This window comes from Bacteroidota bacterium (assembly GCA_030706745.1).
Taxonomy (GTDB): domain Bacteria; phylum Bacteroidota; class Ignavibacteria; order Palsa-1295; family Palsa-1295; genus PALSA-1295.
The window spans coordinates 1-26,081 of sequence record JAUZNX010000002.1 but is presented as its reverse complement, the minus strand read 5'-3'; the positions used below and the strand labels follow the sequence as shown (position 1 = coordinate 26,081).

General features: G+C 56.4%; 17 protein-coding genes. 9 read left to right on the top strand and 8 right to left on the bottom strand.

Going from position 1 to position 26,081, the window contains the following annotated elements; genetic code table 11:
* The first annotated feature begins 71 nt into the window (after positions 1 to 71).
* The 8 genes from Q8902_02745 (at position 72) to Q8902_02710 (ending at position 7,458) form a co-directional block, all read left to right on the top strand.
* Positions 72 to 701, top strand: a complete 630-nt coding sequence (locus tag Q8902_02745; GenBank protein ID MDP4198471.1) for an RNA polymerase sigma factor — start codon at positions 72 to 74, stop codon at positions 699 to 701.
* On the top strand, positions 694 to 1,254 hold the full coding sequence (locus Q8902_02740; GenBank protein MDP4198470.1) for a hypothetical protein: 561 nt from the start codon (positions 694 to 696) through the stop codon (positions 1,252 to 1,254). The genes Q8902_02745 and Q8902_02740 overlap by 8 nt, the downstream gene beginning before the upstream one ends.
* Positions 1,255 to 1,314: 60 nt before the next feature.
* A complete protein-coding gene (locus tag Q8902_02735) occupies positions 1,315 to 2,424 on the top strand; it encodes an ABC transporter permease (protein ID MDP4198469.1) in 1,110 nt (369 codons plus the stop codon).
* 1 nt (position 2,425) lies between these two features.
* Entirely contained in the window at positions 2,426 to 3,658 is a 1,233-nt protein-coding gene (locus Q8902_02730; GenBank protein MDP4198468.1) for an ABC transporter permease, read from the top strand.
* Positions 3,659 to 3,747: 89 nt separating this feature from the next.
* Positions 3,748 to 3,978 (top strand): DUF2795 domain-containing protein, encoded by a 231-nt coding sequence (locus Q8902_02725; protein ID MDP4198467.1) that lies wholly within the window; start codon positions 3,748 to 3,750, stop codon positions 3,976 to 3,978.
* Between the two features lie 149 nt (positions 3,979 to 4,127).
* A complete protein-coding gene (locus Q8902_02720) occupies positions 4,128 to 6,362 on the top strand; it encodes a BamA/TamA family outer membrane protein (GenBank protein ID MDP4198466.1) in 2,235 nt (744 codons plus the stop codon).
* A 47-nt stretch (positions 6,363 to 6,409) separates the two neighbouring features.
* Positions 6,410 to 7,033, top strand: coding sequence for an SCO family protein (locus tag Q8902_02715; GenBank protein ID MDP4198465.1), 624 nt, complete (start codon positions 6,410 to 6,412; stop codon positions 7,031 to 7,033).
* Positions 7,033 to 7,458 carry a DUF420 domain-containing protein gene (locus tag Q8902_02710; protein MDP4198464.1) on the top strand — a complete coding sequence of 142 codons (426 nt, stop codon included), beginning with the start codon at positions 7,033 to 7,035 and terminating at the stop codon, positions 7,456 to 7,458. Before Q8902_02715 ends, Q8902_02710 begins: the two co-directional genes overlap by 1 nt.
* A gap of 35 nt (positions 7,459 to 7,493) precedes the next feature.
* On the opposite strand, the gene hutH is transcribed toward Q8902_02710, so the two are convergent.
* The 5 genes from hutH to Q8902_02685 form a co-directional block, all read right to left on the bottom strand.
* Positions 7,494 to 9,026: a histidine ammonia-lyase gene (gene hutH, locus Q8902_02705; protein ID MDP4198463.1), complete on the bottom strand. Its 1,533-nt coding sequence runs from the start codon at positions 9,024 to 9,026 to the stop codon at positions 7,494 to 7,496.
* A gap of 52 nt (positions 9,027 to 9,078) precedes the next feature.
* The gene (locus Q8902_02700; GenBank protein ID MDP4198462.1) at positions 9,079 to 10,194 is read right to left on the bottom strand and encodes a hypothetical protein; all 1,116 of its coding nucleotides are present in this window, start codon (positions 10,192 to 10,194) and stop codon (positions 9,079 to 9,081) included.
* A 332-nt stretch (positions 10,195 to 10,526) separates the two neighbouring features.
* Positions 10,527 to 14,081 (bottom strand): hypothetical protein, encoded by a 3,555-nt coding sequence (locus Q8902_02695; GenBank protein ID MDP4198461.1) that lies wholly within the window; start codon positions 14,079 to 14,081, stop codon positions 10,527 to 10,529.
* A 435-nt stretch (positions 14,082 to 14,516) separates the two neighbouring features.
* Positions 14,517 to 16,289: a hypothetical protein gene (locus tag Q8902_02690; protein MDP4198460.1), complete on the bottom strand. Its 1,773-nt coding sequence runs from the start codon at positions 16,287 to 16,289 to the stop codon at positions 14,517 to 14,519.
* Positions 16,290 to 16,360: 71 nt separating this feature from the next.
* Positions 16,361 to 17,869 carry a hypothetical protein gene (locus tag Q8902_02685; protein ID MDP4198459.1) on the bottom strand — a complete coding sequence of 503 codons (1,509 nt, stop codon included), beginning with the start codon at positions 17,867 to 17,869 and terminating at the stop codon, positions 16,361 to 16,363.
* An 874-nt stretch (positions 17,870 to 18,743) separates the two neighbouring features.
* Here Q8902_02685 and Q8902_02680 point away from each other — a divergent pair.
* On the top strand, positions 18,744 to 19,358 hold the full coding sequence (locus Q8902_02680; protein MDP4198458.1) for a transposase: 615 nt from the start codon (positions 18,744 to 18,746) through the stop codon (positions 19,356 to 19,358).
* Positions 19,359 to 19,656: 298 nt separating this feature from the next.
* On the opposite strand, the gene Q8902_02675 is transcribed toward Q8902_02680, so the two are convergent.
* The 3 genes from Q8902_02675 to Q8902_02665 all read right to left on the bottom strand — a co-directional run.
* Entirely contained in the window at positions 19,657 to 22,254 is a 2,598-nt protein-coding gene (locus Q8902_02675; GenBank protein MDP4198457.1) for a hypothetical protein, read from the bottom strand.
* 572 nt (positions 22,255 to 22,826) lie between these two features.
* Positions 22,827 to 25,358, bottom strand: a complete 2,532-nt coding sequence (locus Q8902_02670; GenBank protein MDP4198456.1) for a hypothetical protein — start codon at positions 25,356 to 25,358, stop codon at positions 22,827 to 22,829.
* A 114-nt stretch (positions 25,359 to 25,472) separates the two neighbouring features.
* A partial coding sequence (locus Q8902_02665) for a hypothetical protein (protein MDP4198455.1) occupies positions 25,473 to 26,081 on the bottom strand: 609 nt, incomplete at its 5' end.

Sequence of the window (26,081 nt, the reverse complement as noted above, 5' to 3'; positions counted from 1 at the left end):
GGAGGTTTTGTGCGTCTTCTGTTGTATGGCGCCGGGAGTTTACTCCCGGCGGCTGCACGTTCCAATTTCCAATGCGCGAGACCTTTCAGGCATTCATAGCGGGCGATGACAGTGCCTTCTCCGAGCTATACCGCGAACTGAATCCGCGGCTGGCAGCGTATTGCCATAAACTCGCTCGGGACCATGCTGCGGACATCGTGCAAAGCGTTTGGGAGCGCGTGATCGAGCTAAGAACTCGACCAAAGATGAACGCGCCACGCGGTGTCGGCTTTCTCTTTGTGACCGCGCGAAACCTTATTATCGACGAGCATCGCAAAAGAAAAAATGAAATTCCATTCGATGAGGATGGGACTGATGTGACTCACAGGTCCGATGCGACCCATTTGTCCCATGTTGCCGAATGCGAGGAGGCAACAGACCTCGAATGCATCATTCTCGATGCGCTCGAAAAATTATCGTTCGAGGACCGCGAAGTTCTGGTGCTAAATATTTATAGCGGCTATAAATTTGGCGAGATCGCCGAGATGCAGGGGAAATCTGTCGATGCTATTTGGGCGCGAGCATCGCGCGCGCGAATTCACTTAAGGGAGATCGTCAGAGCAGAAGCGAGACGTCTCGGGGTTGGATTGCCCGATCATCCTCCATCGCTCCCCGCTGGCAACCCTCGGGGAGATTCAAAGAAAGAAATAGTGTATGGATAACGAACTGCTGATTTCGAAGCATCTGAGTGGCGATCTGACCAGCGACGAAGCGCAAGCATTTAATACTGCAGGACACGATCCATCTTTTTCCGAAAATCTCGGATGGGATCGGGCTGTCCACGAAACACTTACCCGAGATGCGGCAGCATTTCCAGCGTTCGCGAGCCTCCCGAACACAACGCTTCTCAGCAAACTCGCGACACAGACACCGGCGAAATCTGTTTCCGGACTCCTGTGGACCAAATTCGCGCTGCTGGCTGGTGGCGCAGCACTCCTCGGCACGGCAGCCTACCTGATTCCGAATGCGATCCAGCGTCCGAGTGCCACTCAGCGTTCGAACGCTCCCGCAGTCTCGATCCCGCGACCAACAGATACTCCCATAGCTCCAGTGGTCATAGTGGCTAAGCCCGCCCAACCACCACCAATCTCGCCGACAACTGCTCAACCCCGGCAAACGGTCAAGACCAACCGGCCTCCGATCCGCCTAAATGATGAAGATGACAAGAATCCGCAGACGATTACCGACCCGAATTATAAGCCTCCGGTAAGATAACTGGCGACTTTCTTCATTGCGCCGGAACCGTTCGGTCGTATTTCAACGTCTGTCTGGCGCATGTTTCAATACATCGTACGCCGGGTACTCCTGTTTATCCCGACGCTCTTCTTCGTCACCGTTATTAGTTTCGGCATCATCCAGATGGCTCCGGGGGATCCCGCAGAGCTAAAAGCTGGGGTTGGCTCCGAAGGTGCGCAGCGTGGAAACCAGCAGCTTAATGAGCAGATCATCAAGCAAATCCGCGCCCAGTGGCACCTCGATAAGCCAATTTGGTACTGGTCCATTTTTTCGGACGCAAAGGATTCGACCGGCGAGCTTAAGCCGCTTCGCGATCGAATTCACTTCGCCTGGAATGGTACCAACAACCAATACCACCTCTGGATGGGTGATCTCCTGCACTTGAATTTCGGAAAGTCATTTCAGGACCAGCGTCCTGTGATCGATAAGATCATGGAGCGCCTGCCGATCACGGCGACGCTCGCGCTGATCTCCGAATTCCTGGCGTTCATTATCGCCATTCCGATTGGAATATACTCCGCAGCAAAACAGCGCGAAGGGGGCAAGGTCGATAAATCCATATCTACGATTCTCTTCATCCTCTATTCGTTGCCAGGCTTCTGGGTCGCAACGATGCTGATTATCTTTTTCGGCGGGGGTGATTTCCTTGCGTGGTTCCCTAACAACGGAATCCACGGCATGGACTATCCCTACCCGACCTGGTGGGCAAACACCGGCGACTTGCTCTGGCACATCGCGCTTCCGATCGTATGCTATACCTACGCGAGTTTGGCAAGTCTCTCCCGCTTTATGCGCGCATCGATGCTCGATGTTATCCGTCAGGACTACATTCGCACCGCCAGAGCCAAGGGACTTTCGGAGAAGATCGTAGTCTATAAGCACGCGCTTCGCAATTCGCTCATTCCGATCATTACCATTATCGCTGGTACGTTGCCCGCGCTGATCGGCGGATCGTTCATCATCGAGACGATCTTCTCAATCCCCGGATTAGGACTATTGGGAGTCAGCGCGGTTTTCGCTCGTGACTATCCGATCGTGCTCGCAGATTTCGTAATTTCCTCAGTGCTCGTGCTCGCTGGAATTCTCCTGGCCGACATCCTCTATTCAGTTGTCGATCCTCGGATCGCATTTTCCAAGCGAACTGGATAATATGGCAGACCCAAAGGATAAGAAAGTCAACTCTCCGGAATATAGCGCACCGATGGCCGCATCCAAGCCAACGCTGGATGGCGATCTTTCCGTAGGCATTTCGGTCGGCAACGAGTACCTTGTTGGACAACAAACCAGTCAGGCTGGCTCACTTCCAGAGGAAATTCCGTCCGGAGTTGAATCCGCTGCCGAAGCAAAGCGCGTTGCTGCCCGTGCTGCTGTTACGCAGACCTTTTGGTCGTTGGTCCGGCATCAATTCAAGAAGAATCGCGTCGCAGTGTACGCGCTTTGGGTTGTCTACTTCCTTTTTGCCTTAGCGATCTTTGCGGACGTGCTTGCCAACGATAAACCGTTGATGACAAGTTACAATGGCACGCTATACTTTCCAGTATTCAAACAGTATTTGGTCGATTTGGGCATCGATCGGTGGTCTGCGGACCTTGTACTCGCCGATTGGAAGGAATTGGATGATGCCGGAAAGCTTTCGACCAGTATTTGGCCGCCAATTCGTTATTCCGAATCTGACGAAGATCTCGTAAATGTCCTTGCCGCACCGGGTGGTCACCACCTTCTGGGTACGGATGGCATTGGTCGTGACGTACTTAGCGGAATGGTCCATGGTTCGCGGATCGCGTTGACAATCGGCTTTGTATCCATGTCATTCGCGCTCGTAATTGGTATTATCCTGGGGGCGATTGCTGGCTTTTATGGTGGATGGATCGATATTCTGATCTCTCGATTGATCGAGGTGGTCATTACACTCCCGACCTTCTTTCTCATTATTACAGTCGTGGCGATGGTCCAGCATGGATCAATCTGGCTGATTATGGTGCTGATCGGCGTAACGAGTTGGCCTGGGATTGCCCGGTTCACCCGTGGCGAGTTCCTACGAGTACGCAACATGGATTTCGTTTCCGCCGCTACGGCGCTGGGCTTCAAGGATTCCCGCATCGTGTTCCGGCATGTATTGCCCAACGCGCTCGCGCCGGTTATGGTAACCGCCGCATTTGGGATCGCAGGAGCAATTCTACTGGAGGCAGGGCTTTCATTCTTGGGTTTGGGCGTGCCGCCCACTGTCGTCACCTGGGGTAGCGTTCTCAATGATGCGCGAAACGATATTCACGCTTGGTGGCTTGCTGTATTTCCAGGCTTTGCCATCTTCCTGGCGGTCGTTTCCTACAATCTTGTTGGCGATGGCCTCCGCGATGCACTTGATCCGCGGCTGCGAGATTAGCCATTGGAAGCCGAGACTGTGGGAACTTCACACGCCGATCACATCTTTGTTTAACAGTTTTTGAGAAACCCGTAACTGCAACTTTTGACATGCTTTGGACTTCAGAATTAGCGCAATACCTCGACGACGCTCCTTGGCCGGCCAATAAGTCGGAATTGATCGACTATTGCGAGCGGATTGGCGCGCCGCCCGCCGTCATTCGGAACCTCGAAGAAATCGAGGACGAAGATGAGCAGTTTGAGTCGATCGGCGAGGTTTGGCCCGACTACTCGCCGGAAGACGACGAGTTTTATTACGACGACGAACTCAACGAGTATTGAACTCGCCCGCTCACACAGCATGCAATGGTGAGTGGTATCTATGGCATTTAGGCAGGCGCCGTTACTTCCTGTGGAAGCGAACGGCGCTTTTGCGTGATTATAGCCGGACGCGGCATGTTGCTTGCAAAGAATTCTTGCCGATATCCGTGATGCGACTTCTCTCACGATTCCTTTCAGCGCGCCCACTGTGGCGAGTCATGTTGCTTTTGGTAACGCTCCTCGCGGTCCAGAGCGGCATTGTGCGAGCGCAATTCACCGCGCCGCCGGAACGGGAATTCCCTGGTGCGGCGCCAGGAGAGGTCGATGCCATAAAGTTTGAAGGCAATCAGGCACTCTCTTCCGACGAACTTGCGACGGTCATCGCGACGAAGGCGAGCGGCATTTGGAGCACACGCCTCTATCGTTGGACGTTGAAATTATTCGGCGCTCCGCGTCAGAAGCTCGAAATGAGCACCCTCACGAGAGATACGGCAGCACTCAACCTCTACTACCGCGATCACGGGTTTCTGCTGGCGCGGAGCACCTTTACCATTGGCCAGAACAGCAATGACTTGAAACTCTTCAACGATTATCTTCGGCATGAGAAGCTCATGCGGAATCCAAACGAAAAGAAGAGCAATGGCCCACCCAGCGTTGCGGATACGGTCACATTTCATATTCACGAAGGGCCGCCCTTTACCATTTCCCGCGTGGCGCTGGCAGGACTCGAGACCCTTCCAAACCAATTCCAGCCTGAACTTACCGAGCACGTAACGATCAAGACTGGGCAACAGTGGTCTCGCGCAGCCGCCGCCAAAGAGATCGACCGGCTGACCGGCATCATGATCGAGAATGGTTATCCGAATTTCCGATACGACACAGTCGTGGTGGAAAATCTCGAAGGACGAACGACCGTAAACGTCAGCATCTATTTCACGCCCGGCCATCGCTATCGCTATGGCGCCGTGAGTATTATCTATGACACGAACACGGCCGAGCCCACTCACGTCGCGATTCCCGTCATCAAGGCACAACTGATGACCGATAGTGGTGCGTGGTACAAACTCTCCGATATTCAACGGACGGAGGCGAACCTCATGAAGCTCGGTACATTCGATCTTGCGCGTGTATCGCTCGATACCGGATACATTAGGAGGCTTCCGGATTCACTCCGCGATGGTGCAGCAATACCGTTGCAAGTCTTACTTCGCATGCGGCGGCGGCAGGAGGTCCCACTCAATGTCTATGCGGGGACAGGTTCGCAAGGCACCGTGTTTGGCGGTGGCATTGGATACACCAATCGGAATCTTTCGCAGACCGCCGATAATTTCAATTTTCAAGTCTCCTATCAACCGATCCCTTATACACAACAACGGTTCAGCGCCAGTCTTGACTATCTCTTGCCATACATTGGGCTCGGACGAATTCCCCTCATCACAGGTCTCGGGCTGAGCCGGGACATCCAACGGGAAGTCTCCGATACGAATATTCACGCGTTTACCGATACGAGCGCCTCATTCCACATTGGCTCGAACATCATCATCAGCCAAATCGATAATCGCACTGCACTCACGCCAGATCTTCTGTTCGAATTCATTACCGGAAAGGGTGATTCGCTGATCGAGGCCAAAGGACTGTTGCCGCATAAGCAGTACAATCTGTTGCCCTCGATTTCGTATCAAGACGATCGGACCAACGACCCGATCAATCCAACGGAAGGAAACCTGATCTCCTTCTCTGCTGAATTAGGATGGCCTGACATTAAGATCGGAGGACACTCCAGTTCTGCTTACTTGAAACTCGTGCCACAGATCAAATTCTATCACGATCTCGGTACCACTGGCGGAGATGTTATCGCTGCGCGTTTGCGGGTGGGTGGGTCGCGAGTAATTCGCAACGGGCAATTCCCATCATATAATCACCGGTTCTTTGGCGGAGGAGCAAGTTCGAATCGCGGATGGACGGATCAGGCGTTGCTGGTTTCTGCGGATTCGAACGCTCCAGTCAATCAAGGTGGATACAACGATCTCGAATTTAATCTTGAATATCGCTACGCTCCGTTTCGATATGCGCAGGAATTCACGTCATGGCAAAAATTATCGAGTCCGGTTCGCTTCGTGCTCTTTTATGATGCGGGAAATGTCTGGGATAATATCTTGTGGGACTACCCGAAGACTCTTTCGTTACACTTTATGGCACAAACGATTGGACTCGGCTTTCGATACAATACCTTTTTCGGTGCACTACGAGCTGACTGGGGTTTGAAGCTCTATGATCCGAGTGGTGAGTTCTCAACCAATACAACTCCCATCACTCCATCTTCATCCGGCGCGTGGATCTTTGGGCATCACCTGTTCGGGCTCGGTACGAGCAATTGGCATTTTGGTGTCGGACAAGCATTCTAAATTTCAGCCTGCCACTCTCTTACCGGCAATTCTGTTGGCACTCCTCGATGAACTTGCGAAACTCCCAACGTGCTTTATGGACTGTTCTCGTCATTGCGCTAATCGCCATTGGTGCCTTTGCGCTATCAAAATGGCTGGGCCAACGCAACGCAGCGCCACCGCTCGATGATTTCGGGACGATTCCGAATTTTTCGCTTGTTAACGAACGCGGCCAGTCTGTTTCGCGTGATGACCTCAAAGGCCATATCTGGATCGCCGATCTTTTCTTCACGCGGTGCGTCACGGTCTGCCCCATTATGACAGGGCAGATGCACACACTGCAGACGGCCCTCAAAGATCAGCCGGAGATCCGACTTGTTTCCTTTAGCGCCGATCCGACCAATGATAGTATATCGACGCTCGCGACCTACGCCGCTGAGCATGGTGCCAACCCGAAGCAATGGCAATTCTTGACCGGCCCTGTCTCGGCCATTTACGCAATCACAAAGGATGGCTTTCACCTGCCGCTCGATAGTGTTGGCGGCGACCAAAATCCACCAATCGTCCATAGCACCCGCTTCGTGCTGATCGATGCGCGAGGTCACATTCGAGGATACTATCTCGGTTCGGAAGCGGACGTTACGAAAAAGGTGCTTGCCGGTATTGACGCATTGAAGAACGAACACTCTTAATGACCATTAGTGATCTCCCAGCCCTGAACGCCACGCTGAACGGCACGAGCGCGGTACTGCTGCTTGTCGCTCACAATCGCATCAAGCACGGCGCCATCCAACAGCATCGTTCACTGATGATCGCGGCATTCACAACCTCGATTTTGTTTCTGATTTCTTATCTGACCTATCATTTCAATGCCGGCGTGCTCCATTTTGGTGGGACTGGAATTATCCGTCCCATGTACTTCACCCTGCTCACAACTCACACCATCTTAGCTGCTGCAGTGCCGGTGCTCGCAACGATCACTCTCATTTTCGGCTTGCGAGGCCGATATGAGAAACATCGCAAGATTGCCCGCTGGACTTACCCAATCTGGCTTTACGTCAGCGCAACGGGCGTGATTATCTATTTCTTGTTATACCAGATCTACCCGACTGGGTGAGATAGATTCTATGGAATCAATGGATTCAATTGAGTCTATTGAATTTCAAAGAGAGCTGGCTCCTTCAGAAGCGCCAGCACCGCCGCAATATCGTCCGAAACGTTGCGGTCGTGCTCCAGCATCGGCACACGTGACCGCACCAGATCGTATGCTTCGCCACTCCCCTTGCCCGGCCTCAGCGGCTTCAGGAAATCGATTCCCTGTGCAGATATCAGTAGTTCAATGGCAAGGACGCGCTCAACATTTTCGATCACCGTTCTCAACTTGAGTGCCGCAACAGAACCCATCGAGTTGTGGTCTTCCTGATTACCGCTCGTCGGAATGGAATCGACGCTGGCCGGATGTGCCAGCACTTTATTTTCACTGACGAGCGCCGCCGCTGTGTATTGCGCGATCATGTAGCCAGAGTTGAGCCCACCATTCTTCGCGAGAAACCGTGGCAAGCCGCCCGAGAGCGCACCATTGACGAGCCGCTCAATACGGCGTTCCGAGATACTCGCCAGTTCGCTGGTGGCAATCGCCAGATAATCTAAAGCAAACGCAATTGGCTCCCCGTGGAAATTGCCTCCTTCGAGATGCGCACCATTCTCCTCGTCAGGAATGATTAGCGGATTATCCGTTGCGGAGTTGATTTCTATTTCCAGCGTGTGACGAACAAACTCGATGGTGTCCCGTACTGCGCCATGTACTTGCGGAATGCAGCGGATGGAATAAGCATCTTGCACTCGAGGGTCATGTTCGCGATGCGACTCGCGAATTTCGCTGCCTGCGATCAACCTCCTCATTCGTCCGGCAACGAGCATCTGGCCGGCGTGCGGCCTTGCCGCATGAATCCGTGCATCGAATGGCCGGTCGGTCGCTCGCAAGGCTTCAAATGACATGGAAGCCGAAATGTCCGCCAATTCGGCCAGTTGCTGGGCGCGATGCAATGACAGGCAGCCAATGGCCGTCATCATCTGTGTACCATTAATCAGCGCAAGACCTTCCTTGGCTTCGAGCCGGAGCGGCTCAATTCCCATCAACCTCAAAGCTTCGGCAGCGGGTTGGGTAGCGCGCCCATCCTGGCCGTGAATCGGCATTGAAATGTAACCCTCCCCCGTCATCGCTAGCGCCAGATGCGCCAGCGGAGCAAGATCGCCAGACGAGCCAACACTACCGCGCGAGGGAATGACCGGCAGCGCATCCGCCGCCAGCATTTTCAACAATTGCTCAATGACGAGAGACCGCACACCAGAGCACCCCTTCGCCAGCGCATTAGCCCGCAGCAATAGCATGGCACGAACGACTTCCGCAGGAAGCGGTTCACCAACTCCGGCACTATGCGAGCGAAGCAGATTCTGCTGGAGCTGACGAATCTGGTCCTGTGGAATGCTGATGTTCGCAAACTCACCGAAGCCAGTCGTGATGCCGTATATCGTTTCACCGTTTGCTACCCAATCTTCAACGAGCTTGCGAGAGTGTTCAATTCGGGTGCGAGCTTCCGGAGCGATACGAATATCCCGCTCCTGGCCGTGAGCAACGAGCGCGACATCTTCGATCGTGAGAGAATTACCGTCGAGTATTAACATGCCCTGCAAAAATACGGCATGTTAGCGCGAGCCCGCCGGACAGCCCAATTTGCTAAGGATACGTTAGTTCGAATGCCCAAAGAGCCTTACCATTCGTTGCAGCGGCAATGCTATGCGTCATCTTAATACTAATACGGTCACCTGCGGCAACGGTTAGCGAGTTCACTGTGTCTTGAGCGGTAGTATTGCCGTTGGTTATGTCAGCTGCTACGCTTGAGGCGGACCCATTCTTCATGATGACGAGCTTGTAGTCTTTGCCTGAGGCAGGGGTGGTTGGAACAGCCACATAAAGATTACTGATAGTCCCGGATCTCGTGATGAGCATTACATTCTCATTAGTAACACTGATCGTTGCATTTGCGACAGGACCCATCCCCATGGGGAATGCGGAGGCCCCATCGTTGAAGTTACCGTTTGACACACCGGACACCATCGACATTGCGCTGCCCCAGGTCGGAGCCCCGGTACCCCCGGAAAGTAAGAATTGCCCCGAGGTCCCGGCAGCCGAACTTGATTGAGCATTTGCGGACGATGCATATAGAACGCCTCCGGGAGCCTCTGTCCCGGAAATGAGAGCAATAGTAGCATCTCCACCAACATCTGGCAGCGTGTAGGTTCGGCTTGCCGATGGAGCCGGAGCGCTGAGCGTCGTCGTATTCGTTGAGCCGAGCACAATTTGGTTTGAAGTGCCGGAGAGTGACAAACCCGCAAACGTGGGAGAACTGCCAATCGTCAGCCCACTGACGTCGGCCTGCGCGATCGTGCCCCATGTGGGCACGCTGCTTGTCATCGTCAGGAAGTTCTTTGTCGCGGATGAGTTGCCAGCGAGCCGTGTGGGTGCAGGAGTCGAGTTCTCAAAGATAATGTCGCCAGAGGCGGTCATCGGGTTAACGAGCACGCCCGTCAGCCATGAGAGATTGCCGCTGCCATCGGTCATCAACACACCACCATTCGAGATGGAAGCCGGAAATGTAAGCGTGAGCCCACTCGATAGAGAGGGCGCCTCCAATGTGATTGTGTGTGCGACGTCGGACCCGCTGCCCGGCAGTATCACGGACCGCGCGTGGGCACTTTGCCACGTTTGCGCGCGAGCAGTGCTACACGACAGCATTAAGGCAATAGCCAGCGTGAGAATGTGCCGGCTCGAATGAATTCGATCGGTTCTCATAATAAGCGAAGAATTTACCGCTGCATCCCAGCGTGTCGAAACGCTGCAAAGGCCGGTAGTTGCGACAAGTGTTAGCGCAGAACGATGACGGTGTCCCGCTTGACTAACTGTGAATGCATCGACGAACAAAGGAGCCGGCTCTCCAGCCGATCTCTACCTATTAATAACGATACCGGCACTCCCTCCGTTCAGCAGGCGGATCCCCCATGGATCCTCAAGAGAAGAGGAGGGCCCGCAAGCTCATGTTCTGACCAGGAGCACCGCGGAAACGCGTCGGTCGTGCCATCTTCGGTAGCAACCCAGGCGCCTGGGTACACCTAACACGCGTACCTTTATCGGGCTGTCCTATAGATAGAGACAGCCGGTGTTCCGGTGTTCGTGATTAACACCATCCAAGAACCCGCCATATCGGCGGTTGCAAGAGTAGCGGTGCCGACTAAGGTGACTCCTGAACCAGCGGTGAGAGTTGCGGTTCCGCTTCCAGTATTAACCACTCTAAAGTCAAAGGCCATACCCGCAGTGACTCCTGGCAAACCTGCAATTATTGTGGCAGCACTAGGTGTGGTTAACGTACCTGCACCGCCTGTATAGTTAATCATTCCGCCAGTCATCTCTGCCGCGGTCATCGTAGAATTGGCTCCTTTACTTGTGGCGGTCATTGCAACTAGGTGCGTACCGCCTGAGTACATTCCTGCCGCAGCAGAGGTGTTTGTCGTCGTTCCACTTGACCCGGCCCGCGCCACCATAAAGGTGATAGTTGAGGTACCTGTTCCAGTAGAGTTGCCAGCATCAAGCGTTATGCCCCCGGCGCTACGATTCGATTGGCCAGTCGGTGCGTCACCGGCAGTTAACGAGAGTGCACCACCGGTACCAGTGGAACCTACTCCGTTACCTGTCGTGATTGTTATGGCACCGCCCACACCACTCGTTGCACCTCCATTCGCGGCGGTAATAACTACAGCGCCGCCAGCACCGGTCGCTCCAGCCGTACCACCCAAAACAGAAGCTGCTCCACCGGCACCTGAAGTATTGCCTGTGCCACCCGTTATCGATACCGCTCCACCCGCAACCGTGGCTGCACCAGCATTACCAGCCGTTAGTGTGGCAGTACCAGCCGCTCCAGAGGTTGCCCCGCTGTTTCCCGCGGTGATACTGACATTGCCACCTGCGCCTGCGAGAAGTCCAGTTCCCCCCGTCATTGTCAAAGCACCCCCCGCACCTGTCGTCGTCGCATCTCCAGCATTAATCGACACGTCACCACCTGCACCGCTTGTACCACCACCAGCACCGCCGGCAATCGCGACCGCACCACCAGCACCCGTTGTGCCTGCCGCACCGCCAGTAACGTTGCTGGCTCCGCCAGCGCCGCTACCGTTACCGCTTCCGCCCGTGATAGAGGCTGTGGCTCCCGCCGTGTTAGTCCCGCCAGCGCCCGCCGTGATCGATGCCGTCCCTGGAGTACCAGAACCCGTTGCAGCGCCAGCAGTGATCGTTGCATTTCCTCCATTCTGATTTGTCCCCACGCCGGCTGCCCCTTGCAGAGTCACGGCACCGCCTGCGCCGCTCGTTGGTGTTCCGCCACTGACGGTTACTGCCCCACCCGCGCCGCTCGTGCTTCCTCCGGCACCGCCTGTGATGCTAACTGCGCCGCCCGCCGATCCCGATGCATTAGAACCTCCCTGACCACCGACAAGACTTGCTGCTCCACCCGTCCCGGACGTGCCACCCGAACCGCCCAAGCCACCTGTGACGGAGGCTATACCTCCCGCTGCATTACTCGTTCCGCCGGTACCACCGGCTATTACCGCGCCACCGCCAGTGCCGCTCGAACCTGCATTGCCACCGGTAAACGACGCGTTAACGCCCGCATTGCTGCCAGCACTGTTGCCAGCACGGACGATCAGCGTTCCACCAACACCGCTCACCGCATCTCCGGCAGTGACTGTCACAGCGCCACCATTACCAGAAGTTGAGCCTCCGGCGGCGGCGGTCACAGCTACCGCCCCGCCATTACCCGTCCCTCCAGCCGTGCCACCCAGAACAGACGCTGCACCACCGGCACCTGTCGTATTGCCGGTACCGCCCGTTATCGATACCGCTCCACCCGCAACCGTGGCTGCTCCAGCATTGCCAGCCGTTAGTGTGGCAGTACCAGCCGCTCCCGAGGTTGCGCCGCTATTTCCAGCATTGATACTCACATTACCTCCAGCGCCGGCAAGCAGGCCATTGGCAGCAAGGATCGAGACTGCGCCGCCAGCTCCTGTCGTAGCCGGTGATCCTCCATTCACGTTGACGGTTCCTCCAGCGCCACTGGTAGCGCCACCTGCACCACCTGCAACAGTGACAGTTCCACCAATACCAGTCGCTCCCGGCGTACCACCGATTACGGAAACCGTCCCACCAGCCGTTGCACTGGCACCACCCGTGCCGCCGATGAGCGATGCTGATCCGGCCGCTCCGGATGTCGAGCCACCCGTTCCGCCTTGGACCGTTGCATTCCCGCCAAGTCCTGTTGCGCCAGGAGTCCCACCTGTAAGTGTCGCATTTCCACCAGCGGTGGCGCTTGCACCTCCGGTTCCACCAGTAACGGACGCTGTACCAGCAGCGCCAGACGTCGATCCTCCCGGTCCCCCTTGCAGCGTTGCGTTGCCACCAATTCCTGTCGCGCCGGGAGTGCCACCAATGACCGTGGTTGCACCACCAGCCGTCGCACTCGCACCGCCCGAGCCGCCCTGCAACGTCAGCGTTCCCGCAGCACCTGATGTTGCCCCACCCGTGCCCGCTTGTACCGACGTATTGCCGCCACTGCCCGTTGCGCCGCCAGTGCCTCCAGTTAGTGATGCCGCTCCTCCAGCGTTCGCACCTGTGCCGGCACCCGCGCGAATTGTCAGCGTGCCACCACCGTTCGCACTACCATCTCCTGCTCGGAAAGTCGCGTTTGTGCCTGTCGCTGCGTCAGCGCCCTGGAATATACCCGCAGTCGTGATCTTCCAGTTCGAGCCGGTGATGGCCGTTGTCCCGGTTGGGTTGCCAATAGATGTGTTTCCTGTCCCGGTTCCAAGGCTAGTCGTGCCAGCACCCGAGTTGTTGATGTTCACAGCGCCTGTCGCCCCGCCGAGAATTATCACAGTTCCTGTTCCCGTGCCCGTATTACCAATCGTCACGTTGCCGAAGCCTGCGACATTTCCGATTTCAGTTGTCGATGAGCCGAAATTGTTGATTGTCGTTGTCCCGGTCAAAGTCAGTCCGCCCGCGATTGACTGGGCGCTCCCCATTGTCGACATGATGAAGCTCGCGTCACCACCGGGATCCGAAATCGTATACGTCCGACTCGATGTCGCAGGTGTCGGAGCGGTGATTGTCGCTGTCCGCGTCGTGCCAAGCACCAGTTGGTTCGTCGTGTTTGTCAGTGCGATACTTGCAAAGCTTGGTGAACTTGCCGTTGTCAAGCCAGAGACATCCGCCTGTGCGATCGTGCCCCAGGCGGGCACGCTGTTTGTCATCGTAAGGAAATTCTTGGTCGCCGTGGCGTTGCCTGCCAGTCGAGCGGGAGTCGGTGTAGCATTCTCATAGAGCAGGTCACCCGATGTCGTCATCGGATTGATTAGTACGGTCAACCACGAAAGCGTACCCGACCCATTCGTCGAGAGCACTTGACCGTTCGAACCATTTGAAGCCGGCAGGGTCCATGTGACACCACCCGCAGTGTTGCCTGATAGCTGGAGCGTGAGAGTATTGACCACATCCGTATTGCCTCCTGACAAGATCAGGGCGCGCGCATGCTCTTTCGTCCACGTCTGTGAGTGAGCTTGCGGCACGATCGCCCAACCCACAAGCGCGACGAGCGCGATTGTCCGAACAAGATGCCGGTGTAGTACCGTCTTCATTTTTTCTCCTACTCGTGGCGTGCGTATTTGTCACGCCATTCCAATTCACATTGTGTTCTGCCAAAGCTCTGGCGGGCCCAAAATCGAGCGGATGACCCACATTCACTAATCCTCCGACAACTGCGATGGACTAGACCCTCCATGGCACCACAAAGAAGTTGCAATTCGAAATTCTATCGTGGTCGATAAAACCACAACTGACCGGCGGTCCTTCGACTTAAGGACCGCCGTGTCAGTAGTCAACCACTATCAAAAACATCAAAGTCACGTTCGAGACGTTCAAACAGTAGTCGCGCCGTCCACCCCTCGAACAAATGAGAGAACGATCGCGCACTTCCCATAACGGGAAGAATAGGACCGAATGAGTCGCTGCCGAACCGTGCGGTAGCTTCTCCTTCGGCCCCTCTCTCTTTCAGAGAGAGGCCATTTCGGCGATTACTGCGCCGAAATCATACGCCAACGGCCAAGACCGTCACCGCCGGCAGTCCCATCGTAGATAAACGTGGCAGTACCATCGGTCGCAAGAATGATATTCTCGCCGCCAGGAAGCCAGAACCGATTTGCAGCCGTGGAAGTGGCGTCATGATCGATCGTGACAGCATTAGCCGTCTTGTTGATCAGAACGAGCATTCTGCCATTGGATCCACCAGCAATGCCAGTCAGATCGTGAGCGGCATCGGGATTGAGATAGAAGTAGGTACCTGTTGTTCCGAGCGCCAAATTATTGGTTGGGCTGGCGGTAATGGCCACCGTCGCTGAGGTGAGGCTTACACCCTGCAGCGTTTGTGTGCCAGTCCAGGTGTTCGCATGCGATAGATCGACTCCGAGATTGTTGCTCGTAACCTTGAGCGTCGCATCCGTTTTGATGTTGTCACCATTGATCGCATTCGAAGAGCTCGAGTTTATCGCTGTCGCGATGGAAGAACCTGCGCCGGTCTGCACCGCATCGACGTGTAACGTCCCGGTATTTGCAGCAATCGTGACATCGCCGCTAGCCGCAACGGAATTCCATTGTGTTCCATCGGCAATCAGAATATTCTTGTCGGTCGCTGTGCTGTTGACCGTAACCCCATTGATCTTGGTGACCGTCAGCACCCCAGTGGCACCGATGGTGGCATCACCGCCAACGGTTACGTCTGTTGCCGTACCGCCGTTACCGGCAATGATATGGCCGGTCGCCAATGTGGCGAGTTTGCTGAAGTCGATTGCGGCGTTGCTCGCAACATCCGCATTGACAATCAGGCTCGAACCCACAGTCCCGTTCGCACCGGTGAAGTGCGCAACACCATTGGTGGAATAGGCCGGTAATGCCACAACGCCGGCATTGCTGATGGAGAGTCCGGTACTCGATCCATAGTTGATGGCCACCGTGCCCGCCGCCGTGCCCGAGCCAGATGCAAGGACCAAGTTACCACCAGCAGCACCCGTACCATTGCCGGCGCGGAACGTTGCAGCTGTGCCGGCACCCGCTCCATTATCTGCGCCGTTGAAGAGTGGCGCGACGAAGCTCGTTGCAGCTTTGCCCGTCCCACTGATATTAAAATTTGAGCTCGCCTGGGCTCCGGTTCCGTTAATGATGAAATTGCCTGCGCCATCACTCCAGGTCGGCGAACCCGTACCGCCTGAGAGAAGAACCTGACCGGATGTTCCGGCTGCACTAAACGCGTATGCCGTTCCCGTGCCGTATGCAATGGCACCGAGAGTTGGAGTTGCAGTGCCGTTGGTACCGCCATTGGCGATCGGCACTGTCGTGACCCAAGTCGGGTCTGCCGACGCGCCGCCGCTTGCCAACAATTGCCCGGCAGTGCCGGCGCTCGTGACGTTGACACCAGACGTTCCGTTGCCGATGACGACTCCATGGGCCGTCAGCGAAGCAACACCAGTACCGCCATTCGCGACGTTAATGATCGAGGAACTCGCATTAATCGCCGACACGATGTCAACCCAGGACATGACGCCGGATCCATCGGTTTTGAGAACGAAGCCGTTCGTTCCGAGGGATGCTGGCAGCGTCAAGTTAATACCACCTGCCGCGTTGGCAGGAGCAAGAAGCCTGACAGGATTTGCTGGATCATTCTGACCGCCGGCCAGTACGATCTTCGTCGCCCAGTCCGGTTTGTAGGTCTGCGACCAGCCGGGGGTGGTAAGGAAGAGAACCGCCGCCAGGATAGGGGCAGTAAGTATTATTTTCGTCAATCGATGTTTCATTGTGGTTTTGTGGTTTAAGTCACACGGTTTGACTTCAAAAAGAGAACTGTTCATTTCAAAAAACTTTCTGATCAATTTGAGGAGTAGAACTCCCAGAACCCTGCTGTCGCGTCGTAGATAAACGTCGCCGCGCCGCGTGGCCCCAGGATCATGTCGCTGGCTCCGGGAAGATCGAATTGATTACCGGCGGAGGATGATCCCTGGTGTTTGATTACGATCGCGTTTGAACTCGACGAACTCATGTTCACAAGTGTAATGACGCGACCACTTGAAATACCTGTGCTATTAATTCCTGTTAGGTCGATGGGTCCTCCGCTGGTATTACTCAGGCGGATATAGGTGGACGAAGCATCGACCGTGTAGTTGTCGACACTGCCTGTGAGCTGCGCTGGAGTACTGACCGTATTCGTGATCGTAGCCCCGTTCTCGACGTAGGCGGGCAAACCACCAGACACCCCGAGCACCTGGTTTCTCGTGCCGACTCCGAGTTTCGATAGCGATGTCGAAGACGAAGCGTATAGTAGATCGCCTGTTGCGTAGCTGGACTGGCCCGTACCGCCATGTCCCGCAGGGAGGACGCCAGTAACATCGCTCTCGCTCGTGTTCGCCAGATCGATGGCAGCGCTCACAAGTTGCTTGTTGCTATTGGACTTGACGGGCAAATTGGCGGTCAAACTATTGATAGTAATCGGCGTGCTGGATCCGCTTCCGAGCGTTGTCGAGCCCGTCACAGTCAGCGCTCCACTGATGGTAGTGTTGCCTTGAATCTCGCCGCCCTTGCCTGTCGACCCTGTGCCGTTGGCCTGCAGCAAGATTGAACCCGTTTGAGGATCCACTGTCGCCGCAATACCATCGCCGGTCCGGATTGCGATGTCAGCCCCGTTACCGACAACGGTCTGGCCGTTGATCGAAAGAGACCGTACATAATCTGCGGAAATCTTGCTGGCCGAGATGGATTTATCCGCAACGTTCAGGGCATAGGGCACTGCCGATAGCGGGGAAAACGGTCGCATTTCTTCTCCGGCGCCGACCTGCATCGAAAGCCAAAGCGGCCGATCGAGTGTTGCGGCATCCGGCAGCGGCTGCGTGCCAGAGCCGAGAAGAATACTGAATACTCCATTGGAAACCTGCACTTGGTAAGTATCTCGCCACAACTCCCGGCTTCCGCTCGAATCTCCATAGAGCCGTATCGTGACAGCATACTCACCATTGGCGACCTCGGTCCCATACTCATTCCGCAAGATGCCCTGATAACTAATGGTGCGGGGGGAACTGGGAGAAGTCATCGCCAGCATGGGTTCTGGTACGCGAATGACTGCATTCGCGCTGTCAATCGAAAAAAGAGCCTCGGTCAACATGCCAACCGCTGTCGAACTGGATGGCGTGGGGGGTAACGTCAGACCGAGGACTTCTTTCGTCGAGGGAAGGTCGGCGCCGGATGTGATGGTGCGCAGGACTGCTGAGAGTCCTGTTCCATCATCAAAAAACTGCGTATCCTGCTGGAATTGCGCCATTCCCACCGTCGGTAACCCGAAGGCAAGAGTAAGCACAATCGCAGCGGATGCGTAAAGCCGTCGCATCAGCATTAGATTGTCCAACTACCGTTTCCTGGCCGCCAGTATCCCTGGCAGCAGATCCCCGCACATGATGTTGCGGCGGGCATTCGCAAGCTTCTACTCTTGCGAATACCACCTTCAGAGTGCTTCAGAATGAAGAACCGAACGGAGACGCGATGCTCAATTCAGCATTGTGCCTGGTATTCGTCGCCAGCCACTATTTCAATTTGAAAACCTCAGTGATATTCCTGGTTCATCTCGTCCAACACGACCCTTGAGTCGTTTTCGCGAAATTCGCTATTTTCCAGCCCGTTTGGAAAGAGCGTGGTGAAACGCCCCATTCCGAGCAATAGCCCGGGCTTTGATCCGCACATCGTAGCACGCGTGTGGGGACGCGGCTAGTCATTTCTCTGGCCTTGCGCAAGCTTCTACTCTCGCGCGCAGGCCGCCATTTGCTTTACTAAATCCGAGACTCAAATGCAAGAAGAACTTGGTAATCCAGATCGGAATTGCACTTCGTTGCGAAAGCACATCGATTAACCTGAATTCAGAGCCGTTATACAACGCACGCGCTTGGTGAGTTTCAAATATCTATTAACGTGAAAGCCATTGCGGAAAGAACAGGCGATTTTGGAAACATTTCGTTAGAATATTACCAAAACGTCAGTTTTTGACGAAATTCATCCTTCCGCCTCTCTCTTTTGAGTTTAATTTTCATAAAAGCACCACTTTCTTGAAAACTATGAACACCGATTCCCAGCAGACATCCCCGTGACTTGCCGATTTCTCTTCCGGACGTGTAGGTGCAAGCTCCAGCTTGCACCCCCATCTCCCCCTCACCCCAACACTGCCCACCGACCCGAGAAAGGTGCAACTTGCACCACCGTATTTTTGCACGATGCAATTCGAAGACTCCCTGAGCGTACCCGATCATTTCTATCGCAACCACCTCCCGCATTTCGATCCGAAGGACGCCCCCTATTTTGTCACGTATCGTTTGAATGGCTCGATCCCGAACGCCCAGTTGCAGCCGCTCATTGAGCGCCACAAATCCGCCGAGACAGAACTCGACCAGCAACGCCTCTTCGATGCCTTCGACGCGTTGCTTCACACCAACGGCCCCTATCACCTGCAGCGCGCAGAAATCCGCGACATACTGATCGATTCCCTCGCCCATCTCGATCGAAACGAGATCCAACTCTACGCCTACGCGATCATGCCCAACCACGTGCATGCCGTCTTCGACTTGCGCTCTGGCCGTAAGCTCTACGAGGTGATGCAGAGCCATAAGACCTACACCGCGCGAAGGGCGAACAGCGTGCTCGGCTCCGTGGGGCAGTTCTGGCAGCGGGAGACATACGATCGAGTCGTGCGAAAGGGTAGACTCGGACCGGCCATCTGGTACACCATCTTCAATCCGGTCAAGGCCGGACTCGTCCGAAACTGGGAGGACTGGCCCGGCACGTATCTCGCCCCCGACTGCCGATTAGCAATGGGCTTAGACGCTGTGTAGGTGCAAGCTCCTGCTTGCACCCCGACGTGTAGGTGCAAGCTCCTGCTTGCACCCCGACGTGTAGGTGCAAGCTCCTGCTTGCACCACCGACGTGTAGGTGCAAGCTCCTGCTTGCACCACCGACGTGTAGGTGCAAGCTCCTGCTTGCACCCCGCGATCGCGCAACTACTCGAGGAAGGTGCAAGCGGGAGCTTGCACCTACACGCGCGGCGCGCGCAAAAAAAACGCCCCGGCAAGCGATGCCGGGGCGTTCGGGATGATCGCTCATCCCATGAACTCTCTCTGACGTGATGAAAATTTAGTTGTGGGCGAGGTAATACCAATTCGATCCGCCATCGCTTACAAGAGTGAGGGTACCGTATTGGGCGGCCGAATTGATATAAGTTGTATAAACAAGCCCAGATGAACCAGAAATCCCGTCTCCCGAAGCCGTTTGCAGAAAGATGTAGTTGGCTCCAGTCGGACGCGAACCCGATGTCCATGTTGAAAGATGACTCTTAGCCACGATAAAGATAACGCGCCCAGGGACAGAAGATGCGGGAGGCAGATTGATCACAACATCACCGCTATTAGCGCTAGTGATGGCATGTGTTGAGCCGCCACTATTGCTTGCATCCACCTCAATGAAAAGGTCACGAGGATAGCCACTTGTGCTAGTATCCATTGTGTAGTACTTGACGCCACTCGTTAGGTTCGTAACTGTGATCTTGTGCAGACTTAGTCCACCATTAATCATAACCACACCACCACCACCAGCGAGGTTCACGTTGCCGCTACCGGTATTATTGATGTTGATCGCAGTCGTGCCAGACGTGGTATTTGTGTTGTTAATGTTCAACGACGATCCCGATGGAGTCGTGATGGATGCTGTCGAGGGAAGCGTATCCCACACCGGCACGCCATTGCGGACCTGAAGCACCGCACCAGTCGAACCGATCGGAAGACGATCGGGATTCGCGGTCGAGCTCTTGTACATCATGTCGCCGAGTGTCGTCATCGGGTTGGTCATGCCGCCGCTGCTCGCGAGCGTTCCGGTCTGCGACCATGCGCCTCCGGACATCTGATAGATGTTACCGTTCGACGTATTCATGTAATAATCGCCATTGTTGCCGGTGCTGTTCGATGGCGTGGTCGTGCCAGTGTACCACGTGGCGCCATTCGTACCATTGGTGCCGTTCGTACCGTTGGTACCGTTCGTGCCATTGGTCCCGGCAATACCCTGCTGACCAGTTGCACCTTGCGCTCCAGTTACACCCTGCGGTCCGGTCGGGCCTTGCGGGCCAGTTAGGCCCTGAACACCTTGCGGGCCTTGTGGTCCCGTCGGTCCTGTCGAGCCGGCAGGTCCGGTCGCTCCGGTTGCACCTGTCGGGCCTTGCGGTCCGGTGATGTTCGCGATCGAGGAACCCCACGAGCCGCTCGTCTTCTGATACACAGAGCCGTTGGCCGTGTTGAGATAGAAATCGCCATTGTTGCCATTGGCATCCGATGGCGAACCGCTGCCGGACGTCCAGGTCGCGCCGTTGGTCCCGTTGGTGCCGTTTGCTCCGGCCGGACCCTGCGGACCTTGCGGGCCCTGTTGGCCTTGCACGCCCTGCTGACCCTGCGGGCCGGTTGCGCCCGTCGCGCCGACTGCGCCAGTGGGGCCGGTCGGGCCTGTCGGACCCTGCGGGCCCTGCACGCCTTGCGCGCCATCATTACCGGCCGGACCTTGCGGACCTTGTGGACCAGTTGCGCCATCATTGCCGGCCGGGCCCTGTGCTCCGGTCAAGCCTTGCGGGCCAGTGGCACCGGTGTTACCCTGCGGGCCTTGCGGACCTGTTGCACCTTGTGCACCAGTGGCACCGGTAAGTCCCATCGGACCAGTCGCGCCGGTTGCTCCAGTCGCACCTGTTGCGCCTGTTGCGCCTGTTGCGCCTGTTGCGCCCTGAGGGCCTTGCGGACCCATCGGGCCGGTCAAATTCTCGATCGCGGAACCCCAGCCGGTCGATGTCTTTGTATAAACATTGCCATTCGAGGTGTTCAGGTAGTAGTCGCCGCTGACGCCAAGCGTGCTCGCCGGCGCGCTCGATCCGGAGTACCACTTGCTGCCGGCCGCGCCGGTCGAGCCGGTGTTACCGCCATCGCCTTTATCTCCTTTATCGCCCTTATCCCCTTTGTCGCCTTTATCACCCTTATCACCGTGGTCGCCTTTGTCTCCTTTGTCGCCCTTATCGCCTTTATCACCTTTATCGCCCTTATGTCCATCGTCCTGGACCTGGGCACCTTTGGCGTTGGCGTTTTGGGTGGCGCCGCTCATGACGATCGAGTTCGTCGCCGCATCATAGGTGGCGGCAATGCCGTTGCCGGTCACGAAGTTGACACTCGAGCCTTTGCCCGAAATCTTTTGGCCGTTCAGCGTAATCGAGGCGACGTAATCGGTCGCCATCTTATCGGCAGTGATCGCGCCATTGGCGACGGTCATTGCATACGGGGCGCCCGTGATCGGCTGCCGCGTGGCTGGCTCCGGTGTCCCATCGATCGTCGAAGTCAGGTAGAGCGAAGCGTTCATTCCCTGTGGCTGCGGCAATGCCGTGTGGCTGCCGAGCATCACGGAGAACACACCGTTCGCCGTCGTGACATCGAACTGATCCTCCCAGAGCAGTGAGCCATGGCCCGCGCCCAAAGCGGCATCGGCACCGCCATAGATGCGGACCGTGACCACGTGATGGCCGTCCGCAATCGGTGAGCCGGCGCGGTCGGTAACCATGCCCTGATAGCTGATCAGGTGTGGAACATCGACACTCTCAATACTCGAAGCCTGCTGCGCCCGGAGCGCTGGGGCCGGCACCATGAGTGCCAGGATCAGAGTCAAGAACAGAGCTGATACCACCATCCCGGCGGTCATTCGTGTTTTCATGATTGTTAAGAAAGAGATACTACAGAGAAGAGAACAGAACTACTAATAGCCACCGCCATCGCCAGGGGCGCTTTTGGGACCCACAGCCGCGTGCCAGCTCCGAAGAGCTAAAAGCGCGTTGCTGGTCACTTTGTAGCGGCCCGCAGTTACCGGCGTGCCCCCGCATGGGGGGCAGTCCGAAAAAAAGAAAGAAGAACAGAAAATAAACGGCGCCAGGAAGCCCTGGCCCTCCGGATGCGCTTCTACTCGCTTCCAAAGGCGCATAGGCTCATGCGCTAAAACCCTAAAAAAAAAAAAGAACAGGTGGCTGAGAAAATCAGAAAGGCGACGGCCTACGGAATTTCTCTAAACTTCGAGACTCACTTTTCACAGAGCGACCTTTCTCACTGTCAACAAGAAAGGTTTTCAAGAACTTCGGCAGTAGTTTTCTTGATACGCCCGCCTTGAAAACAAAGTTACGACGAAAATTTCCTCAATGCAAGTACCTCAATCAATTATGAATGCGAATTCATAATTCTCAATCAAAAGCCGCTCGTCCCGGCAGGGGACGAGCGGCCATGAAACGAATGCAATTATGGTCGACCGACGACGATAATATTGAAATCCTCATCTGCAGCGTTACCTGTCAGACCATCGTAGGTATCCACCTCGATGTCAGTGCCGTTGGTTCGTGTTGCAGTCACCCAAGCGTTCGAACCACTCCCTGAAACCGTGGCTGTTACGGCATAGGCTGAAAGAGAATTCTGAAGCACGACTGTGTAATTCCCCGTTGCGTTCTTGGTGCAAGAGGCGAAGCCAAACTTAAATGTCGTTCCTCCAGTACTCGTGAAGACTCCCCAACCTGCAATCGCGTTATCCTTGTAGTAACCACCAACGTCTGGCGTCGAGGTACCCCTTGAAGTCGTCGCAACTGCGTGATCGGCCTGCACATTGCCAGTGGTCTGGATGAGGCCACTACCGGCATCAACGCTTGCGAACGTCCCGGCTCCGGCGCTGGAGATGCGTGTGGTCCCTCCCGTCTGCAGATTTCCGGCTGCGTTGATGTTACCCGAGCTCGTGGTCTGAATCGTCCCACTCGTCGTGATCGTGCCACTACCGGCATCAAGGCTTGCGAGCGTCCCCGCTCCTGCCGCCGTGACTTTCCAGGTGCTGCTTGAGCCGAGGATGTCATTGTTTGTGCCTGCGCCGGAGACGGCGAAAGTCAAACCAGTATTCACCGTGCCCGCGCCGGATACGGTGAGCTTTGCACCGATATCCGACAACTGGGCTGACGTGCTTGTTACGTCGAGCACTGCGAAGCCCGTCGGCGGAGCCGCACTTGCGGCAATCGTCGCCGCTCCGGAGATTGCACCCGCGTTTGTGATGCCACCGCTGGAATTGTTGAGGCTCGCAAGCGTCCCCGCTCCGGTGCTGGAGATGCGGGTGGTCGAACCGGTCTTGAAATTCCCCGAGGTGGTGATAATATCGTTGGAGGAGCTGAGACTTCCGACGGAGGCAGCCCCGGTGCTGGAGATGGACCAACTGTTAGTGGTGCCGACGATATCGTTGTTCGTGCCTGCGCCGGAGACGGCAAAAGTCAGACCCGAATTTACCGTGCCAGCACCGGAGACGGTGAGCTTTGCACCGATATCCGAAGCAAGGGCTGACGTGTTTGTCACGTCCAGCACTGCGACTGTCGTTGCCGGTGCCGCGCTTGCGGTGATCGTGCCGATGTTCGAAAGATTGCCGCTGTTATCAACGCGTGTCGTGCCAGCCGTCTGCAACGCGCCACCCGTGGCGTTGATGTTGCCTGTGCCGCTGGCGGTAATGTTGCCCGTGCTTGTCGTTTGGAGCGCACCACTGGTCGTGATCGTGCCGCTCCCGGCATCGAGACTAGTGGATGTGATTGCACCCGCGCTGGTAACCTTCCAGGTCGTACCCGAGCCGACGATATCGTTGGCCGTGCCGCCCGCGCCAGCATTGGCGACGTTGAAGGTGATACCATCATTGGCATTGCTCGCGTTCGCCGTGTTCGCCGTGATCTTGATGCCGACCGCAGGCGCAGCCGAGCCGGAGGTATTGGTAACGCTGAGCGCGCCAATGCCCGCACCCGGTGCCGAGCTGGCGGTGAGTTGCCCAAAGGTGCCGTTGCCGTTCGGAGTGATGGACCAGATGCTCGTGCCCAGAACATCATAAGAGGACGAGCCACCAATGACGTTAAATTGAAGCCCGACGTGCTCGTTGGTCACTCCCGAGTTGGACAAGCTAACCGTGAGCGCCTTGTTAATTCCAGCGTTGTCCGTGGTGTTCGCGATGGTTTGGCCGCCTGTGGTGGCGTAGGTACTAAGGACGGCGCTGGCATCGGCGCCGGCATCCGGGAACGTGACGGCATGACCGCCGGCCGCTGCCGCGGATTGCAATGTGACTGTACCAGATGTGAGGCCGGAAAGCGCGAGCGTCCCGGCAGTCGTGCCGGCGACCCCAAGCGTCGGCGTCGCGCTGAAGGATGGGTCCGAAGTGCTCACACCCGTCAGGATGGTGCCGGTCGAGCCAACCGCAAGCTGCGTCACGTTGCCGGTGGTGTTACCAACCTGGATCGAGTGCGCGGTCAGCGTCGCGAGTCCCGTGCCGCCGTTGGCGACGGTAAGGGGGCTCGAGAGCGTCAGCCCCGCAAAAGTCGGGCTGCTGAGCGTCGTCAGACCGCTGATATCCGCCTGCGCAAGCTGCGAGACAGTGATGTCCGCGCCCGCGCTGTTTTGCCGGAGCACGAAACTGGCACCGCCGGTCAAATGCAGATCGGTGTGCGTGCCGCCCCACTGCAGCGGAACGAGTCCGCTCGCAACAGCCGAGCCGTTGAGCAGCGTGATGAGCGAGCCATCGATGGCGGGATACTGCGTGGAACCGTTGAGCTGCACGAGTTGGCTTGCGCCATTAAACGTGTTGCCCTGGATGGTCGCCGTGCCGGTGATGGCCGGCAGCGTGATGGTACCAGCGCCGTTGGACTGGAGCGTGGTCAGCGTCCCATCGCCTTTATCGATATAGAGGGCGGTCTGTCGGACCTGGGCGCCGGCCACTGACGCGAGCGAAAGCAGTGCGAGCGATGCAAAAAGCAGAATGCGTTTCATAACAGTGAGTACTAAAGGGTGAAAATCTTCGAAATTTGTGTGACTGTCGAGCGAGTATCACCCCCGCTCCGCAGTGACGCTTCATAGCGACGCGGAGCGGGGAGATGGGATAGTTTAGTTCGCGTGTACCCACTGGGCACCGTCGTAGATGAGCTGCCAGGTCGAATTGTTCGGCACCGCTGCGATACCAGACGTTATGAAACCGCTCGAGTTTTCGACGTAGATTATCTTCCCTGTTGCGGTCGCGGGCGCTGTGACGGCGACCGTTTGTCCGTTCGTGGGGATGATAAAGAACGTGTGAGTATTATCGAGCGTCGTCGCATTGGATGCGACCGTGGCAGTTACCACGGCGACCGTGAATGTGCTCGCAGCGCTGAGGTTGCCGGCGGCAGTGATCGTACCGCTGCTCAGCGTCTTGATGTTACCCGTCACTTCCAGCACTTCCGTACCCGCCGCCGCGCCGAGGCCCAGCTTGGCGAACTGCGGAGTGCTCGTCGTCGCAATTGCTTGCGGCGTCGAGAGTGTGATCGAGCCGGAGCCATTCGCCACCGAGATCTCGTTCGTCGTCCCCGTCAGCGTCGCCTTCGTCAGCGTGTTGCCCGTCGAGTTACCGATCAGCAACTGACCGTCCGTGTAGCTCGTCTGACCCGTGCCGCCCTGCGCGACCGCCAATGCCGTACCCAGCGTCAGTCCGCCGTTGACCGTCAAACCGCCAGCGATCGT

What these genes read in the sequence shown, in the direction of transcription:
- Q8902_02745 (MDP4198471.1), top strand. Translation starts at nt 72, where the DNA reads ATGCGCGAGACCTTTCAGGCATTCATAGCGGGCGATGACAGTGCCTTC.
- Q8902_02740 (MDP4198470.1), top strand. Translation starts at nt 694, where the DNA reads ATGGATAACGAACTGCTGATTTCGAAGCATCTGAGTGGCGATCTGACC.
- Q8902_02735 (MDP4198469.1), top strand. Translation starts at nt 1,315, where the DNA reads ATGTTTCAATACATCGTACGCCGGGTACTCCTGTTTATCCCGACGCTC.
- Q8902_02730 (MDP4198468.1), top strand. Translation starts at nt 2,426, where the DNA reads ATGGCAGACCCAAAGGATAAGAAAGTCAACTCTCCGGAATATAGCGCA.
- Q8902_02725 (MDP4198467.1), top strand. Translation starts at nt 3,748, where the DNA reads ATGCTTTGGACTTCAGAATTAGCGCAATACCTCGACGACGCTCCTTGG.
- Q8902_02720 (MDP4198466.1), top strand. Translation starts at nt 4,128, where the DNA reads ATGCGACTTCTCTCACGATTCCTTTCAGCGCGCCCACTGTGGCGAGTC.
- Q8902_02715 (MDP4198465.1), top strand. Translation starts at nt 6,410, where the DNA reads ATGAACTTGCGAAACTCCCAACGTGCTTTATGGACTGTTCTCGTCATT.
- Q8902_02710 (MDP4198464.1), top strand. Translation starts at nt 7,033, where the DNA reads ATGACCATTAGTGATCTCCCAGCCCTGAACGCCACGCTGAACGGCACG.
- hutH (MDP4198463.1), bottom strand. Translation starts at nt 9,026, where the DNA reads ATGTTAATACTCGACGGTAATTCTCTCACGATCGAAGATGTCGCGCTC.
- Q8902_02700 (MDP4198462.1), bottom strand. Translation starts at nt 10,194, where the DNA reads ATGAGAACCGATCGAATTCATTCGAGCCGGCACATTCTCACGCTGGCT.
- Q8902_02695 (MDP4198461.1), bottom strand. Translation starts at nt 14,081, where the DNA reads ATGAAGACGGTACTACACCGGCATCTTGTTCGGACAATCGCGCTCGTC.
- Q8902_02690 (MDP4198460.1), bottom strand. Translation starts at nt 16,289, where the DNA reads ATGAAACATCGATTGACGAAAATAATACTTACTGCCCCTATCCTGGCG.
- Q8902_02685 (MDP4198459.1), bottom strand. Translation starts at nt 17,869, where the DNA reads ATGCGACGGCTTTACGCATCCGCTGCGATTGTGCTTACTCTTGCCTTC.
- Q8902_02680 (MDP4198458.1), top strand. Translation starts at nt 18,744, where the DNA reads ATGCAATTCGAAGACTCCCTGAGCGTACCCGATCATTTCTATCGCAAC.
- Q8902_02675 (MDP4198457.1), bottom strand. Translation starts at nt 22,254, where the DNA reads ATGAAAACACGAATGACCGCCGGGATGGTGGTATCAGCTCTGTTCTTG.
- Q8902_02670 (MDP4198456.1), bottom strand. Translation starts at nt 25,358, where the DNA reads ATGAAACGCATTCTGCTTTTTGCATCGCTCGCACTGCTTTCGCTCGCG.